Source organism: Marasmitruncus massiliensis (assembly GCF_900186535.1).
Classification (GTDB): Bacteria; Bacillota; Clostridia; order Oscillospirales; family Ruminococcaceae; genus Anaerotruncus; species Anaerotruncus massiliensis_A.
This window is the reverse complement of record NZ_FYDE01000003.1, coordinates 445,062-461,606: the sequence shown is the minus strand read 5'-3', so window position 1 is coordinate 461,606 and position 16,545 is coordinate 445,062. Positions and strand designations below refer to the sequence as shown.

Below are 16,545 nucleotides of genomic sequence, written 5' to 3'. Positions count from 1 at the left end.
GAAGCCTCCTCAGTCTGAATTCTTTTGCAATGAATTCTCGTTTTTTACCCCAGCTTTTCCCGTTTTAAATAATAATTGATTAAACCTCCGTCCGCCATGATTTGCAGAATAAGCGGCGGAAATTTATCAAAGCATCCGCTGTTTTTTCCATTCACGGCGATAGTTCCCGCATCCAGATCAATCGACAAAAGGTCATTTTCCTGCGCCTGAATTGTGCACGCAATTGGAAGCAGCCCCTGATTGATGCAGGAACGGTAAAAGCCTCTCGCAAATGAGCGGGCTACGATACACCTGATGCCGGCTTCCCTGAGCAGCAACATAACATATTCGCGGGAGGAACCGCAGCCGAAGTTTTCCCCCGCCACGATCATATCCCCGGGGGTCAGCGTTTCCCCCAGATCAGGCCGGCAAACTTTGAAAAGATACGGGACCATCTGCGGAATGGGAAGGCCCAGACGAATGTATTCTTTACTGATGATATGGTCCCCGCTGATATTGTCCCCCAGGATTCTTGCTCTTCCTTCCAGCATCAGCGAACACCTCCCACCGTAATCTCTCCCGCCAAGGCGGAATAGGCCGCCACAACCGGCGAGCAGATAAATATTCTGCCCTCGCGGCTGCCCATCCGGCCCGAAACATTCCGGTTGGTTGTGGAAAGAACAACCTCGTTATCCCCGATTATCCCGCCATGCAGTCCGGTACAGGGGCCACAGCCGGGCGGAAGGATATTCGCCCCCGCTTCCAGAAGGATTTTATAGATTCCGGTTTGCTCCATTCTCAGGGCAATCTCTCTGGATGCGGGAGCAACGACCAGACGGACGTTGGGGGTGATCTTTTTGCCCTTGAGCACTGCCGCCGCCTGCTCAAAATCCTCCATCCTTCCGTTGGTACATCCGCCGATGAACACTTCATTTACCACCTGCCCGCAAACCTGCCGGACGGGCACAATGTGGTCGATTTCCGGCGGAACCGCCACAACCGGCTCAACAGCGGAGACGTCTATCTCCAGCGTACGCACATAGTTAGCATTGGAATCCGGGGACACCGGTGTATAACCGGTAATTCCACGCGCCTCCAGCCATCCGCGTAAAGTATCATCAAACGGCATGACTGCGCCCTTTGCACCCGCCTCAATCGCCATGTTGCAGATAACAGAGCGTCCATCCATGGACAAGCGCCCAAGCGTATCGCCGCAGAACTCCAGGCATTGGTAAATGGCGCCGGACTGGGTCAACTCCCGGATCATAACCAATGCCAGATCTTTCGAGGTCACATGACGGCCGGGTTTACCGGTAAACTTCACCAGAATGGTTTCCGGAACCTTAAACCAGCAGCGGTCGCAGGCCAGAACCACCGCCTCATCCACCGCGTCTATGCCAACACCGAATGCATTGAGTACGCCATAGTGGCAGCAGTGGGAGTCGGTTCCTACCACAATGCATCCCGGCTTCACCTTTCCGGATTCAATCATGCGCTGGTGGCAGATACCCTGGCCTTCCTCAATGACATCACAGATTTCGTGCCTGCGGGCAAACTCCCGCATCCGTATATGATTATTTGCCGCCGCCCCGGTCGGGCAGGGAGAAAAATGGTCCAGGGCCATCAAGTGTTTGTCCGGTGATTTTACCACGTCGGCAAACCCCTCGAATCTTGTCACCACAGACGGCCCGTTCATGTCCTGGATCATGCTGGCATCCACATCAACCATCACCATTTCTCCGGCGGCCACTTCCCGCCCGAGCTTGGCGCTGAATATCTTTTCCACAATCGTGCCCATACCGCTCTCCTTCCACCGGTTCCATCCGGTAAGACTTGAGTTTTCTGCTGAAAAACAACAGACCCTGTGCAGCCCGACAAAGGGCAGGCTGCACAGAATCAGGCCATAGGGGATTATGCCAGCACACCCGCGGCAGCTTCCGCCGCATGATAGATCGCGTTCAGTGCAAGGCCGACTTCTTTTGCATCGCCGAGAACAACCACCTGTGTGTTGGGCAGTCTGTCCGCCGCGGCCTGCAGGTCATTGACAGGTTTTCTGCCCACCGCAACCACAAGCGCGTCAAATCCCGTAAGCGTCTGCACCCCTTCCGCATTTGAGATCACAACCTCCGGAAGACGGATTTCCTCTACCTTGCTTTCGAGTTTATAATCTATCGGCATCTGGCTCATCCGTTTGAGCATGAAATTACGCCGGCTTGAGTTGAGGTTGGCCGCAATTTTTGAGATCATGTCGATTACCACAACCTCTTTTCCCTGCGCGGCCAAGTAATCCGCCGTCTCACAGCCGATCAGTCCACCGCCCATCACGGCAATTCTTTTGCCCGGGATTTCTATTCCGGACATCACCTGATCACAATTAAAAACGTTTTGACCGCCGATACCCGGAACAGGCGGAATGACCGGTTCGCTGCCTGTCGCAACCACCAGCACATCCGGTTTTTCCACTTCCAGAAGCTCCATGGTGACTTCCTTACCGTAGTGGATGGGAATTCCCAGCATCTTTAAATATTCCACGCGGTATTTTGTGATGCTGTTCATGTTCTGCTTGTGGGGCGGTATCGATGCCAGATTAATAAGCCCGCCCGCTTTATCGGACTTCTCGTAAACAAGAGGCATAAATCCCCGGGTCGCCAGATCGCACGCCATCTCCAGTCCCGCTGGGCCTGCGCCCGCAATGATGATTTTGGCTTTTTTATTCTCCTCGGTTGCGGGCACCATCTTCAGTTCATGCTCTCTTCCCAGCAGCGGGTTCTGCATGCAGATGATCTTTTTACGGACCTTGGAATCGCGGCAGCCCTGATTGCAGCCAACGCATCTGCGTACCGGCAGGGGGTTAATCCCAAAATATTTGTTAACGAGATCCGGATCCGCAAGATGCGCCCTTCCCATCGCAACCATATCCGCCTTGCCGCTGTCGACAATCTCAGCCGCCTCGGCGATGTCGACTATCCGGTTTACCGCCATGACTGGAATCGAAACGGCCGCTCTTACTTTTGCCGCGTTTTCCACATTGAAACAGTCTTCCACATCCATCGGCGCGGAAATGTAACCTCCCGATTCGGGCATGCCGGCCGACACATGGATTACGTCGGCGCCAGCCTTTTCAAGCAGAACTGCGATTTTGACTGTTTCTTCAATTTCCCTTCCGCCCTCAACCATCTCGCTTCCGCTGATGCAGAAACTGACCGGGAAGTCCTTGCCGCAAACCTTCTTGATCGCCTGAACAATCTGGATTGGGAAAAGCGCCCTGCCCGCATAATCTTTGCCATATCGGTCAGTACGTTTGTTGTAAAGCGGGGACAGAAACAGCGCAATCTCATGCGCATGAGCGCCGTGAATATCCACGCCGTCAACCCCCGCCTGTTTACAGCGCAAGGCACCTCTGGCATAGCTTTCCACCAACTCCGCAATATCCTCTTCCGAATAGTCCGAAGGGCTTTCAATGGCGTGTCCGCGCCCCGCCTGAAATTTCGCAGGATGAAGCTGGCAGAACAATGTCGCTCCATATTGATGCACCGTGTCCGCAAGTTTTTTCCAGCCCGGAATAAATTTATCATCCGACAGCGCGGGGCGGCCTGCACCGCATTTCCCATGCGGGCTTCCGCCCACAATAATCAGCCCGATTCCTCCGGCGGCCCTGCATCGGATATATTCCAGCATGCAGTCGTTGATATACCCTTCACTGTCACAAAAATGGACACACATTGATGGGAGAACCACTCGATTCTTAACCGTCACATTTCCAAGCGTAATTGGTGTAAGCAGTTTTTCCATTCTCTTTTCTCGCTTTCTCTAAACTAACTAAAAAATATTGGGTTGCCGTGTTGCAAGCATCTTTTAAAACGTGTTTTAATTTGAGGCTGTGCTCGCAACAGCAGCCTCTTCTGTTTTCTTTGTCTTAGGCGTACGGTAGGATCTGTAGAGCGTCCAAACGAGCATCACCAGGGCCAATATCATGAGGCCGGCGCTGATTGGTCTGGTAAAGAAAGTGGACCAGTCCCCCAGGGAAATCGCAAGCGCGCGCCTCATGGAGGCTTCGACAATTTCGCCGAGAACCATTCCAAGGACCATAGGCGTGATGGGCACCTTGAACTGCCTCAAAATAAAGCTGATAACACCAAGGCCAAGTACCAGATAAAGATTAAAGATATCCCTGTCCACCGCATAAGCGCCGGTTAAAACGATCGCAATAATGGCGGCATTCAGCAAAGGCTGGGGCAGCATGACAATTTTTACAAACATCCTGGTATACAGGAGACCAAAAACGAACATAAAGAAAGTACCGATAAAAACCGCGATAAAAATACCATAGGGGATTTCCGGCTGGCTGATAAAAAGGTTCGGGCCAGGGCGCACACCGTGTATTACCAATGCGCTCAGGATAACCGCCGTCGTGCCCGATCCCGGAATTCCAAGTCCAAGCATTGGGATCAGGGCACCGCCCGTAACGCCGTTATTAGAGGCTTCGGAAGCAGCGATACCTTCAATACATCCGGTTCCGAATTTTTCCGGGTGCTTCGAAAACTGCTTTACCTGATTGTAAGCGATATAGCTCGCAATCGCTGCCCCGGCACCGGGCAGCGCACCGATGACCGTGCCGAGAAGCCCGGAAAATGCACTGGTTGGAAGAATCTGTTTAAACTCCTTGCCGGAAAGCGGTGTCAGTTTGATTTTTTCATTCACAGAATCCAGATGTACGGGCTTGAAAAAGTCCTGCAGCATCATGCCCATTGCGAACAGGCCCATCATTGCGGGCACAAGGTCGATACCCTGCGCCAGGTCAAGGCTCCCGAAAGCAAAGCGGGGCATGCCCAGAAACTGATCAATACCGATTGTTGACAGGAAAAGGCCCAGCGCACCGGCAAGAATGCCTTTTACAACATTTTTCTCCGTAAGGCCGGCAATGAGGGTCAATCCTAAAACGCCCAGACTGAAATACTCCGCCGGGCCGAACGAAAGCGCCATTTTAGCCACCGGAAGCGCCACCAGAATCAGCACGATGCCGCTGATTAGATTACCGATAGTGCTGGCAGACAGCGCGGTGTACAGCGCTGTTCCCGCCTTTCCCTGCTGCCTTAGCGGATATCCGTCCAAAAGGGTTGCACCGGCCGACGGCGTTCCCGGGGTGCCAATCAGAATCGCGGGGATAGAACCGCCATACTGCACGCCTATATATACGCCTACAAGAAGCATCAGTGCCTGAGTCGGCCCCATTCGATAGGTGAACGGCAGCAGAAGCGCGGTGGTGATTGATGCGTTGATTCCCGGCATAGCCCCGCCCAGGATTCCCGCCACCACACCGACTGCTATAAAAAACAATGACGATAATGAACAGGCAGCCTGGACTCCAATTAAAAATTTATCCAATTTTACTCCCTCCTCATTATATCAGGATGCCGGTCGGAAGTTTTACCGCGAGAACTACCCTGAACAGCAAGTAAAGCGCGGCAACAATCACAACCGAATACAGCGCCAGTTTTTTAATGTCTTTTACATTTTGTATATACAAAAGCACTGCTGTCAGCGCCAAAGTGGATACAACGTACCCGACATGTGTCAGAATCATAATATAAACCAGTACGCTTACGAACATTTTAATTGCCGCACCATAGTTACCCGGAGCTTTCTTTGATTCTGTTGTGTTTTTACGCTTAAAAAAGACTTCCGCGCCAATTAACAGCCCACAGGCAAAAATTATGATTGCAAGAAGCCGGGGAAATCCGCCGCCGCCCACAACATCATAAGAAAAATTATCATAATTTGAAGAATAAAAGTATAGTGCGGTTCCGCCTAAAAGACAAAATATGCCCAGCCACAGGTCTTTACTTTTTACCATATCATTGCATTACAACAGGTGATCCCTGTTGCGAATGTCATTCACCTCCAACAAGTTTTGGCAACTATCGGTTAATAAAAATTTCGCTGTTATGTGGACGCACCTTTACCATGCCCACAGATTGTCAGGCGGAAGGCGGCCGACTTTATAGCCGCGTTCCGCCATTTAGTTTACAGACACTATGGGATCTGGCAGTCCCTGTTTTAGTGGACCGCTAAGCCGATTTTGTCGAAAATGTTGTAGGTATCGTTGTAAAACTCGTCAAAGATCTGCAGAGCTTCATTTCCCACCGCAAATCTTGGGAATATGAAATTGGCTTCGATATAGTTTTTCTGCCACTCATCGGTTGTATTGAGCTTTTCCAGCGCATCGGTATAAAATGCAACTGCTTCGGGCGGCATATCGGGAGGCCCGACGATCCCTCTGGGGACTTCATAAACGACATCATAACCTAATTCTTTAAAAGTGGGGACATCGGGGAAGGCGTCGGACCGTTCCTCTGCCGCGATGGCAATCACTTTCATCAGGCCGCTTTCAACCGGACCAACTACTTCTCCGATATTCTGCCAGGAGAAATCAACCTGACTGCCCATAACCGCAGTAAGTCCGTCGCCGCCGCCCTCAAAAGGCACCTGTGTCATTTCGATGCCCGCCGCACCTTCAAAGATGATGGAACAGGCGGAACCGGACGAACCGGCGTTACCGATACAGATGCTCAGACCCTTCGGATCGGCCTTGGCGGCTTCCACAACGTCTTCAATCGTATTGTAGGGGGAATCGGCCGGAGCGCACAGAACGTTCGGGTCGGTTCCGATTACCGCGAGAGTCGTGTAATCCTTGTAGTTTTTGTCAATGTTTCCGGTGATGGGCGCGACAAAGAATGCGGAATTGACGGTTTGCATGACATAAGGGTTGCCCGCCTGCTTCTGGGTATAGTTGAATGCCTGAACACCGCCTGAGCCGGTCAGGTTCTGCACGACAAACGGCTGGTCAATAATGCCCTTGGTGTTCATGATGCTTCCAATGGTTCTCGCCATCAGATCGCTTCCGCCGCCTGCTGAAGACTGACAGATAAAATCGATCGGCTTATCGGGTTTCCATGTAGGCGCCGACGAGGATGCCGCTGAGGATTCGGCTGTTCCCGCGGGTTTCGACGCGCCTGCGGACGACGATGTCGCGGAGGGGGCCGGCGTGGAGTTTGAACATCCGGATACAGCCAGAATCATAGCAGTTGCCAGAATAAGCGTTAATACCCTTTTCATTTTCAAGACCTCCATTTGATTTTTTTGAATTGCTGTTTATATCAGATAGATTGTCAAATCAAGTGTGCCGCTTCGTAACTTCCCTGGGAGGCGCGCTTCATCCTTCAATCTATCATAGCCACAGAAGATCTTTACCGATTCAATTGATGTTTTCAAGCTGCTTGCGAATCAACTCGGCGCATCTTCTGGTGTTGAATATCCCGCAGGTACAGGGTTTGGCAATAATTTCGGCCGCTTTCTCCGGTGTCAGTTTAGCCTGCCGGACTTTTTCACAGGTGGATTCCACAAGCGGAGTACCAATCAGCGAATGGCCGCACATGGTTGTAATCTTCAAGGTTTCATCCTTAGGGAGCAGGGATTTATTTCCAAAAATGCCAAGGGACAGGGTTGCGGTATGGGGTTTGAGCCCACATTCATGCGCTATATTGACTACCTCGTCGATCAGTCCGCTCACAACAATGGAAATACCGAGCTGCGCATCGCGGATCTTGGTCAGCACGCCCTTCACAGCGTTTCTGTCCGCAAATGAGATAATAATTCCGTAAGCATTGTCCAATGTTTCTTTGTAATCCTCGGGATCAAGCCCATTGACGTAACTTTTTCCAGCATGGCTGGAACCAAAATTCACAAAATCTTCCGATAAGTAAATATCCAGAATTCTTCTCAATTTTTCCCCGGGATGATCCCGGTTAACTCCGCGGGCACATCTGGCATAGATGCAAAAATCGTTTTTAAGATCTTCAACAGTTCCAAAGCGGTGCAAAGAATGACTCATATCTTGTCCAACCTCCTTGTTAATCGATCAGGGGACGCCCAAGACCCACATTGATTTTTGCGTTGGGGCGTACCGTAAAGCCCATTGCTTTCAACTTTTCCGCGACAGGAAGCTTTGCGTCATCGTCGAACCTGGTTACAAGCCCCACAGAAACGACCGTGTCCACATTCTCCAGCAGCGGCATGATTGTGCCGATGATCTCTTCCAGTTCTTCTTCATGAATTCTGAGTTCAAGAATGGCGGACAGCACCTTTTCATTCACAAATTCTTTTTTGAACCGCCCGGAATCATCTGATTCCAGAAGGCCGTAGAGCGGGTTGTCTTCGAGAATGGGAATGCCCAGCTTACGCATGGCAACCGTGACCTTCTCGACCTCAGTGAATCTGGTTCCGGTACAGGGCCTTCCGAATTCCAGCAGGAGGCCGTATTCCCCTTTGCCAAATTTTCCGGTGACATCATTTGTTTTTGCTTCCTCTGTCCCGCGTCCCCAAGCTTTAAGAGCGGGATGCTGAACGCCCGGGTCACTGAACTGCATGCGTACGGCACGCGGATACTCATAACACTCTTCAGGCATAAAAATAGCGTGGACCGGGCATACATTTGCTCTTAGGCAAACACCGCAATCCACGCATTCTTCTTCCTTGATTGTACAGATATTATCCGCTTTCGATATACAGTTTAACATGCAGTAATCGACGCATCGGTTACAACCCAAACACCTTGCAGGATCAATTCTCATATCCTGGCCTCCTCTTATTTTGTTTAAACTTTGTTACCTGGCAGTAGACTTTCCATTGGTAAAGCCAGCGCTGAATGATTGTCCCCCCTTAGCATCCGCGAACTTTTGGGGATAACAGTACATCCGACGAAGCCTTTCGCTGTCGGATGTGCGCCATCCATGTTTTTGACTATAACATTACAAAATTACCCTGTCAATCATTTCATTTTTGCTCTCCGGCCGGAACCATGTTTGAAAATAAAAACCGCTTTTCCGGTCTGAAAAATTCCTTATGGCCGTGTTATACGGAACGCGTCAAAGTCTGTGCTTTCCGGCGCATACCATTCGGTTCCTGACAACTTTAAACAGCTTGTGTTCAATAATGCAAAACACATTTGCTGCAAACTGACGAATTTTTCCTGATATTTTTGTGATTGATCATTTTTCAAACATGGGCTAATTCTATAGTATTTGGCGATAATGAAAGTTGAAATAATTGACAAAATTATTCTTCGGTGATATAAATAATATATCTATTAATCACAAGTGCTTTATGAATTTAATAAAGGGGGACAAGAAACTCGAATACTGTTTCATCAAAACTTAAGGAGGATAGATAATGAAACGTGGTCCAGCCTGGCGGGCGGATCGCATACAATACATCGCCCGCTGTATTATGAAAAAATTATCCCAAGCGAAAGGTATCCAAATAAACAAGGCCATAAAATGCGTGAACCAAGATATTTACAGAAATGCAAATAAATTGGTTCACGCTATTTTTATGTCAAATTGCATTTGCAGCATAACTCAGTGCTCCTGACAAATCGGAGAGCCTGAAGAATCTGCCCAATATATAAAATACGGAGGATAGCGAAATGTCAACCTTTCAAAGACGTTATGAACTTACCGACACACAGTGGGAAAATATAAAAAATCTGCTGCCCCCCGAACGGACCGGACAAAAGGGCCGTCCAAAGAAGGACAATCAGAAAATGTTGAACGCTATTTTATGGATTTTAAAAAGCGGGGCTGCCTGGCGGGACCTGCCGGAAAGATATGGGCCATGGCAAACGGTGTACAGCAGATTCATCAAATTACAAAAAGACGCCATCATTGATCAGGTATGCAGGGAACTGGGTATCGATGATGATTTCAGCAAACACAGCATAGGGAGAAAACCAACGAAAAAATGCAGCCACTTTTAACGAATGAATTAAATAAAAGGCGCTTCCGCTGAATTGCGGAAGCGCCTTGCCGCGCCAATGGACCAATCTGCGCCGCTAGATAATAATGCAGATAAGCCCTGTGCAGCCTTCATTGATGATACGTTCAATGGTTTCCTGGAGCTTCATTCTGGCATCGCCGGGCATCCGGTTCAGTTTGTTGTGCAAACCTTCATTGACCAGTTCATGCAGGCTTTTGCCGAAAATATTGCTTTCCCAGATTTTCTGCGGGCTTTCCTCGAACTCATGCAGCAGGTAACGCACCAATTCTTCGCTCTGCTTTTCGCTGCCTACTATCGGGGAAACTTCCGTGGTGATATTGGCGGCCATCATATGTATGGTATGTAACAAACAGAAGTCTCTGAACGGGCGCGCCGGATTAGAAAAAGGAGCTTTTCCGGGATTACTTTCAGTATTATTTTCAGCCTGATTTCATTTTTTTGATCTGTGTGGTCAACCTCAATCCGCTCCAGCAGGCTGTCCACGATTTGATTGTTGAAGCCATCCTCAAAATTCAGCTCCTCAGCGATCAAACCGCGCAGTTCTTCGGCCGGCAAAGATTGCCCCCTGTTTTGAGCCTCCTGCTGCCGCAAGCCGGCAATCCTGTTCTGCAGATCGGAAAGCTCCACATTGAATTGATTGTTCCGAACTTCAAATTCGTTATCAGACAGTCTGCCTTTCATGCTTAAATCAAGTAATTTGTCTTTTTTTTGAGAGATTTCATACACCAGCGATTCCTGCCTGAGGATTTCCGCCTGCACGTTTGACTGGCTGTCAATTTCCGAATAGATCCCGATCAGATCTTCCATGATTCCGGCTTGATTATGAACCACACGTCCAACTACCTGCCGCAACGCTTCATTCAGCTCCGAAGTATAAACAATTGGAGAATTGCAGCCGGCTTTTCCTTGCTCCGTATATTTTCTGCACTGCCAGACTTCTTTGCTTCCTGAAGGATACCGATAGCATGCCCGATAATAAGGCGTCTGATGTTCGGTACAGATGACCTTGCCGCTGAAAGAATATTGATTCTGATAGCTCGTTTTATTCTCTGCACTTTGCCGGGCGCTGCGGGTTTGTAAAATGGAATTGGCTTTCTCCCACAGTTCTTCGCTGACAATCGCAGGCACAATGCTTCCCGTTTCATCTTTGTACAGCTTCCACTCTGTCGGGTCAAGGTATCTGACATTGCTGAGCTTGTAGTCATATTTATGTGTCTTTCCGCCACAGTAGTAGCCTTTGTATTTCGGGTTGGTCAAAATACCCTTGATGGTACTGAATGAAAAATCGTTCCCTTTTGTATTTTTGATGCCGTGTTCTGTCAGCCAGTTACAAATAGAGCGCATCCCAAGGCCGTCCACTGCGTACATGGTAAAAATTTTTTGAATCAGTTTTGCCTCTTTTTCAACAACCACCAGCCGCCCGTTATCCTTCACATAGCCCCAGATCCGGTTGTTGCCCAGGACCACACCTTTTTCGATCGCACGCTTAAACCCGAATTTTACACGTTCGGAAGTTTTTCGAACTTCATCCTGGGCAATCGAGGACATAATTGTCAGGCGCAGTTCGGAGTCCGGCATGAGCGTATTGATATTGTCCGACTGAAATAGAACGCCCACCCCATAGCTTAACAGCTGCTGCGTATATTGGATACTGTCAACGGTGTTTCGGGAAAAGCGGCTGATTTCTTTCGTAATGATGAAGTCGAATTTTTTCAGCCTCGCATCCTCAATCATGTTTAAAAAACTCTCTCGCTTCTTGACGCTTGTGCCGCTGATCCCTTCGTCGATATAGCCGTCAACAAACGTCCAGTTTGGAGTTCCGGTGATCAAATCCGAATAATATTGAATCTGGGCTTGCAGGGAATGAAGCTGCTCATCCTTATCTGTTGATACTCTTGCGTAAAAAGTTACCCGCAGATGCAGATCATAAATCGATTTCCCTCCGTTGAGTTGATTCCGGATGTCATACAGATCCATATGTTCACCCCTAAGTACTTCTTTTCGGTACATGCTATTCTTTTATATGTAACACAAAAGAAAAATATTAATACCAAAGTGAACACCAAAACCCAAATCGCCTAAAAAATCAGCCGGGGAAGGAACACTTGACCGCATTCCTTCCCCAGCCTCGATCATGGAATGATCCTTATCATTCCGTCAGGCAGTCACCTGATCAGAAACCACTTTCAATTTTTTCTCCGCTTTGGAAGCCATCAGGTTCGCAACAATGGAACCGGAGATATTATGCCAGACGCTGAATACCGCGCCGGGAATTGTCGCAAGCGGCATTGCCGCGAAGTGGGTCGCGGCAAGCGAGGTCGCAAGGCCGGAGTTCTGCATCCCGACCTCGATTGCGACGGCATTGCATTTGGGGTCTCCCATTTTCAGCAGCTTTCCGAGACCGTAACCGCAGGCATAGCCGAGCATGTTGTGCAGCATGACAACCGCGACGATCAGCAGGCCGCTGGTGAGAATTTTCGCGGAGTTCGCAGAGACAACGGCAGCCACAATCGCGACAATCGCGGTAACGGAAACCAGCGGCAGCACCTCGGTCAGTTTTTCGGTCAGTTTGCCAAACAGCTTATTAAAGACAAAGCCGAGCGCAATCGGGACAATGACGACTTTAACGATGGAGACAAACATGCTCACCATATTAACATCCACGCGCTGGCCGGCATAAACATAGGTCAGCAGCGGAGTCATAAACGGCGCAAGCACGGTGGAAACCGCAGTCATGCCGACGGACAGCGCGACATCGCCCTTGGCGAGATAGGTCATGACGTTCGAAGAGGTGCCTCCGGGGCAGGTTCCAACCAGAATGACGCCGATCGCCAGCTCTACCGGGAGCTGGAACACCTTGGTGAGCAGGAACGCCAGAAGCGGCATGATTGTAAACTGGGCAACGCAGCCGATCAACACGTCTTTCGGACGGCTGAATACCACTTTGAAGTCGTCCGGCTTCAAGGTGAGCCCCATACCGAACATAACAATTCCAAGCAGGGTGTTGACGTAGCTGGTTTTAATCCAGCTCAGGGAAGACGGTACAAACAACGCCATAGCCGCAATCACCAGCACGATAAATGCCATATACTTTCCCGCAAATCTGCTTACCTTTTTCAGAAATTCCATCATAAATACCCTCCATCATCCTTCTTATTTCAAAACCGCACCTGTATTTGCCGAACTTACCAGACGCACATACCTGCTGAGCCAGCCTTCAAGCCCTTCCGGCTGTTTCGGGCTCCACTGTGCTTTCCGTTTTGCGAATTCCTCTTCCGAGACTTCCGCGTCTATCCGGTTATTTGGGATATCAATATGGATCAGGTCGCCCTCTTTCAGATAGGCAATCTCCCCACCGGCTGCCGCTTCCGGCGACACATGACCGATGGAAGCGCCGCGCGACGCGCCGGAAAACCGTCCGTCTGTAATCAGAGCCACCTGCTTGTCCAGCTGCATACCGGCAAGGGCCGAAGTCGGGTTGAGCATTTCGCGCATTCCGGGGCCGCCCTTGGGGCCTTCGTAACGGATCACCACGACATCCCCGGGATGGATTTTTCCGTTGTAAATGGCGTCAATTGCCTCTTCTTCACTGTCAAAGACGCGGGCAGGGCCTGTGTGCACCAGCATTTCCGACGATACGGCGGAGCGTTTGACCACGCAGCCGTCTTTCGCGAGATTTCCCCAAAGCACCGCAATCCCGCCAGTCTTGCTGTAGGCCTGATCCAGCGTACGGATGACTTTTGGATTCCTGTTTTCGGCTCCGGAAACATTCTCTCCGACTGTTTTTCCGGTTACCGTCGGCAAAGAGGTGTTCAGATAACCGCCCTGCGCGAGCTGCGCCATAACCGCCTGAATTCCGCCCGCTTCATAAAGGTCCTGAATATGGTCGTTTCCGGCGGGTGCCAGATGGCAGAGGTTGGGGGTTCTGGCGCTGACCTCGTTGATTGTTTCCAGATTCATTGGAACGCCTGCCTCGTTGGCAATCGCAAGCAGATGAAGCACGCTGTTGGTGCTGCATCCAAGCGCCATATCCACCGCAAGCGCGTTCTGGAACGCTTTCGGCGTCAGGATGTCGCGCGGTTTCAAATCCCGGTCGACAAGCTCCATAATCTGCATACCGGCCTTTTTGGCAAGCTGAGTCCGGGCGGAATAAACCGCGGGGATGGTTCCGTTGCCGGGCAGTGCCATGCCGATGGCTTCCGACAGGCAGTTCATGCTGTTGGCCGTGTACATACCTGCACAGGAACCGCAGCCGGGGCAGGAATCCTGCGCGAACTGCTCAAGTTCAGCATCGCCGATCATCCCCGCTTTCCTCGCGCCGACCGCTTCAAACATTTTGGACAGGCTGATTTCCTCACCGTTATGCCGTCCGGCCAGCATGGGGCCTCCGCTTACCACAATAGACGGGATATTCAGCCGGGCCGCCGCCATCAGCATTCCGGGGACGATTTTATCGCAGTTCGGCACCAGTACCAGCCCGTCAAAGCAATGCGCCAAAGCCATAGTCTCCACCGAATCGGCAATCAGTTCCCGGGACGGCAGTGAATACTTCATGCCCTGATGTCCCATGGCGATTCCGTCACAGACCCCGATTGCAGGGACAAGGATCGGGGTTCCCCCCGCCATACGCACGCCCGCCTTGACTGCTTCAGCCAGTTTGTCAAGATGGCTGTGGCCGGGAACAATTTCGCTGTACGCCGATACAACACCAATCAGCGGACGGTCAAGCTCCTCATCCGTAAAGCCCATCGCGTAAAACAGGCAGCGGTTCGGCGCGCGCTCCGCGCCTTTTGTCACATGATCGCTTCGTAAAGTCCTGCTGTCTCTCATGCCGCTCAATTTAACTCCTCCTGAAATTTAATATTGTTTTAATTTTAGTAAAATAGAAAATAAAAAGCCCTTGCCTCTCTATCACGAGAGACAAAGGCTGTAAAAGCGCTCTGCGGTACCACTCTGCATTGCCATAGTTTCCTAAAAACCATGACCACTCAACTCTGCATCTCCGGGACAAACCCTTGCAATGAGAAACACGATAACGGGTGTTAATCGGTGAAACTTACACAGGCAAAAAGCCCTTCAGCCAACTGCTCCAGGGGGATTTTCATATACTTCCGCTGCTGCCTTGCACCATTCGGCAGCTCTCTGCAAGCCTTGGAATACTAATTTCCCTGTCACTGCATTTCATTAAAGTATTTATTTTTTATAAGTATACCGCTTTTTCAATTTTTGTCAACAGTTTTTTGCTTCCATCCTTGATTTCTTCCCTTTCATTGTCAAACCGCAGTTTTTTACCGGTTTTAGAATCAGTACCTTTGCCTGTTCAAACAGTTCAAGGGAAATGATCTTTTTTTCATATAGCCTTTGATTGATCAGCAGCTTGATTTCTGTTTCAATGTTCAGATTCTCTTTTCTTTGTTCTCTCATTTTCCTCACCCGGTTTCAGCTTATTCAGGCCGGGCGGGATTTAGAATTTCTTTTACGTCGCGGTTCTATATTTCTGTTTGATACATATGATATGTATAGAAGGTGCGGAAGCCTTGAGACGGACCCCATAGCGGCCGCCCTGCTTTACAATTTCGGGTTCTTCGAGCGCAAGCTCCTGCAGCGACGGCATGACAATTCCGTAACCGGTCGCCGCGACTTCGTCCAGCGCGCATTTTACTTTATCATATTCCCGCTTAATTCCCGCAAGCTCCACCATACAGGGCATGAGCGCATTTTCATCCGGAATATTCAGACCTGTCTCTTCTCCCAGTATCTTATAAAACAGGCCGTTTTTCACTTCCACAGCAGTCTTCGCGCAGCCGGTTCCCAGGTCAATGGAATTCACGTCCACGCGGTTTACATATTCGCAGTTGGCCAGGTTCTCCATCTGATTTTTCAGCTGGCCGATATGTTCCACCGGTTCGGCGGCATCCCGGATAGCATTATAAAGTGCCGTACGCAGCCAGTGATCAGGGGCAAGGGTCGTTACCCAGCCCGGAAGATTGACTGCAACCTCGCGTACCGGGAACTGGAACAGTACATCCTTCAGAATCACCCGGATATCCTCTTCGGTCAGCTCCATGCAGTTTACCGCGGCAACAGGCACCTGATATTTATTTTCCATTTCCGTGCGCATCTGCTGCGCATACGGCGTATTGGGGTCCACGCAGTTCAGCAGCACAATGAACGGTTTATTGATCTGCTGCAGTTCCTGAATGACGCGCTGCTCGGCTTCTTCATATTCCGCACGCGGGATATCGCTGATGCTGCCGTCCGTGGTTACCACCAGCCCGATCGTGCTGTGCTCATTGATCACCTTCTGCGTTCCGACTTCCGCCGCCATGTTAAACGGGATTTCCTTTTCAAACCACGGCGTCATGACCATTCTGGGCGCGTTATTCTCAATGTAGCCGAGCGAACTGGGAACAATATACCCTACGCAGTCGATCATCCGGACGTTGAGTGCGGCGTTGTCCGCCACCGAGACCTTGACCGCTTCTTCCGGAATAAATTTCGGTTCGGTGGTCATGATGGTCCGGCCGGCTGACGACTGAGGCAATTCATCGGTTGCGCGTTCGCGGACATACTCGCTGCCGATATTCGGAATGACCAGAGTTTCCATAAACCGTTTGATAAAAGTGGATTTTCCCGTACGCACCGGCCCCACAACACCGATATAAATATCACCGCCTGTTCGCTTGGCGATGTTCTGATAAATGCTCTGCGCTTCCATTGTCCTCTCCCCTT

General features: G+C 50.3%; 14 protein-coding genes and 1 pseudogene. 1 reads left to right on the top strand and 14 read right to left on the bottom strand.

What is annotated here, in order from left to right:
• Positions 1–44: 44 nt before the first annotated feature.
• The 8 genes from C1A10_RS03495 to C1A10_RS03460 form a co-directional block, all read right to left on the bottom strand.
• Positions 45–530, bottom strand: a complete 486-nt coding sequence (locus tag C1A10_RS03495) for a LeuD/DmdB family oxidoreductase small subunit (protein ID WP_101908899.1) — start codon at positions 528–530, stop codon at positions 45–47.
• Complete coding sequence (locus tag C1A10_RS03490) at positions 530–1,777, bottom strand: aconitase/3-isopropylmalate dehydratase large subunit family protein (RefSeq protein ID WP_101908898.1); 1,248 nt, start codon at positions 1,775–1,777, stop codon at positions 530–532. The genes C1A10_RS03495 and C1A10_RS03490 overlap by 1 nt, the downstream gene beginning before the upstream one ends.
• A 113-nt stretch (positions 1,778–1,890) precedes the next feature.
• Positions 1,891–3,771 (bottom strand): NAD(P)/FAD-dependent oxidoreductase, encoded by a 1,881-nt coding sequence (locus tag C1A10_RS03485; protein ID WP_101908897.1) that lies wholly within the window; start codon positions 3,769–3,771, stop codon positions 1,891–1,893.
• Positions 3,772–3,846: 75 nt separating this feature from the next.
• A complete protein-coding gene (locus C1A10_RS03480) occupies positions 3,847–5,364 on the bottom strand; it encodes a tripartite tricarboxylate transporter permease (protein ID WP_101908896.1) in 1,518 nt (505 codons plus the stop codon).
• 16 nt (positions 5,365–5,380) lie between these two features.
• The gene (locus C1A10_RS03475; RefSeq protein ID WP_101908895.1) at positions 5,381–5,833 is read right to left on the bottom strand and encodes a tripartite tricarboxylate transporter TctB family protein; all 453 of its coding nucleotides are present in this window, start codon (positions 5,831–5,833) and stop codon (positions 5,381–5,383) included.
• A gap of 203 nt (positions 5,834–6,036) precedes the next feature.
• Positions 6,037–7,095: a tripartite tricarboxylate transporter substrate binding protein gene (locus tag C1A10_RS03470; protein WP_180950961.1), complete on the bottom strand. Its 1,059-nt coding sequence runs from the start codon at positions 7,093–7,095 to the stop codon at positions 6,037–6,039.
• A gap of 139 nt (positions 7,096–7,234) precedes the next feature.
• Positions 7,235–7,870, bottom strand: coding sequence for a hypothetical protein (locus C1A10_RS03465; RefSeq protein WP_101908893.1), 636 nt, complete (start codon positions 7,868–7,870; stop codon positions 7,235–7,237).
• A 19-nt stretch (positions 7,871–7,889) separates the two neighbouring features.
• Positions 7,890–8,609 (bottom strand): indolepyruvate ferredoxin oxidoreductase subunit alpha, encoded by a 720-nt coding sequence (locus C1A10_RS03460; RefSeq protein WP_101908892.1) that lies wholly within the window; start codon positions 8,607–8,609, stop codon positions 7,890–7,892.
• 854 nt (positions 8,610–9,463) lie between these two features.
• Between C1A10_RS03460 and C1A10_RS18700 the strand changes: the two genes are divergently transcribed.
• On the top strand, positions 9,464–9,793 hold the full coding sequence (locus tag C1A10_RS18700) for a transposase (RefSeq protein ID WP_101908889.1): 330 nt from the start codon (positions 9,464–9,466) through the stop codon (positions 9,791–9,793).
• A 75-nt stretch (positions 9,794–9,868) separates the two neighbouring features.
• Here the strand turns inward: C1A10_RS18700 and C1A10_RS03440 are convergent.
• From C1A10_RS03440 to spoIVA, 6 genes and pseudogenes are all read right to left on the bottom strand, one after another.
• Positions 9,869–10,153, bottom strand: a pseudogene (locus C1A10_RS03440) (sporulation stage IV protein A); the annotation flags it as partial.
• On the bottom strand, positions 10,141–11,790 hold the full coding sequence (locus C1A10_RS03435; protein ID WP_101908888.1) for a recombinase family protein: 1,650 nt from the start codon (positions 11,788–11,790) through the stop codon (positions 10,141–10,143). The gene C1A10_RS03435 and the pseudogene C1A10_RS03440, both read right to left, overlap by 13 nt.
• A gap of 180 nt (positions 11,791–11,970) precedes the next feature.
• Positions 11,971–12,942: a bile acid:sodium symporter family protein gene (locus C1A10_RS03430; protein WP_101909008.1), complete on the bottom strand. Its 972-nt coding sequence runs from the start codon at positions 12,940–12,942 to the stop codon at positions 11,971–11,973.
• A gap of 24 nt (positions 12,943–12,966) precedes the next feature.
• Entirely contained in the window at positions 12,967–14,643 is a 1,677-nt protein-coding gene (gene ilvD / locus C1A10_RS03425) for a dihydroxy-acid dehydratase (protein ID WP_101909007.1), read from the bottom strand.
• A gap of 399 nt (positions 14,644–15,042) precedes the next feature.
• Positions 15,043–15,237: a hypothetical protein gene (locus C1A10_RS03420; protein WP_101908887.1), complete on the bottom strand. Its 195-nt coding sequence runs from the start codon at positions 15,235–15,237 to the stop codon at positions 15,043–15,045.
• A gap of 52 nt (positions 15,238–15,289) precedes the next feature.
• Positions 15,290–16,531 carry a stage IV sporulation protein A gene (spoIVA, locus tag C1A10_RS03415; RefSeq protein ID WP_101908886.1) on the bottom strand — a complete coding sequence of 414 codons (1,242 nt, stop codon included), beginning with the start codon at positions 16,529–16,531 and terminating at the stop codon, positions 15,290–15,292.
• Positions 16,532–16,545: the final 14 nt, after the last annotated feature.

What these genes read in the sequence shown, in the direction of transcription:
- C1A10_RS03485 (WP_101908897.1), bottom strand. Translation starts at nt 3,771, where the DNA reads ATGGAAAAACTGCTTACACCAATTACGCTTGGAAATGTGACGGTTAAG.
- C1A10_RS03495 (WP_101908899.1), bottom strand. Translation starts at nt 530, where the DNA reads ATGCTGGAAGGAAGAGCAAGAATCCTGGGGGACAATATCAGCGGGGAC.
- C1A10_RS03475 (WP_101908895.1), bottom strand. Translation starts at nt 5,833, where the DNA reads ATGGTAAAAAGTAAAGACCTGTGGCTGGGCATATTTTGTCTTTTAGGC.
- C1A10_RS03435 (WP_101908888.1), bottom strand. Translation starts at nt 11,790, where the DNA reads ATGGATCTGTATGACATCCGGAATCAACTCAACGGAGGGAAATCGATT.
- C1A10_RS03490 (WP_101908898.1), bottom strand. Translation starts at nt 1,777, where the DNA reads ATGGGCACGATTGTGGAAAAGATATTCAGCGCCAAGCTCGGGCGGGAA.
- spoIVA (WP_101908886.1), bottom strand. Translation starts at nt 16,531, where the DNA reads ATGGAAGCGCAGAGCATTTATCAGAACATCGCCAAGCGAACAGGCGGT.
- C1A10_RS03460 (WP_101908892.1), bottom strand. Translation starts at nt 8,609, where the DNA reads ATGAGAATTGATCCTGCAAGGTGTTTGGGTTGTAACCGATGCGTCGAT.
- C1A10_RS03420 (WP_101908887.1), bottom strand. Translation starts at nt 15,237, where the DNA reads ATGAGAGAACAAAGAAAAGAGAATCTGAACATTGAAACAGAAATCAAG.
- C1A10_RS03470 (WP_180950961.1), bottom strand. Translation starts at nt 7,095, where the DNA reads ATGAAAAGGGTATTAACGCTTATTCTGGCAACTGCTATGATTCTGGCT.
- ilvD (WP_101909007.1), bottom strand. Translation starts at nt 14,643, where the DNA reads ATGAGAGACAGCAGGACTTTACGAAGCGATCATGTGACAAAAGGCGCG.
- C1A10_RS03465 (WP_101908893.1), bottom strand. Translation starts at nt 7,870, where the DNA reads ATGAGTCATTCTTTGCACCGCTTTGGAACTGTTGAAGATCTTAAAAAC.
- C1A10_RS03430 (WP_101909008.1), bottom strand. Translation starts at nt 12,942, where the DNA reads ATGGAATTTCTGAAAAAGGTAAGCAGATTTGCGGGAAAGTATATGGCA.
- C1A10_RS18700 (WP_101908889.1), top strand. Translation starts at nt 9,464, where the DNA reads ATGTCAACCTTTCAAAGACGTTATGAACTTACCGACACACAGTGGGAA.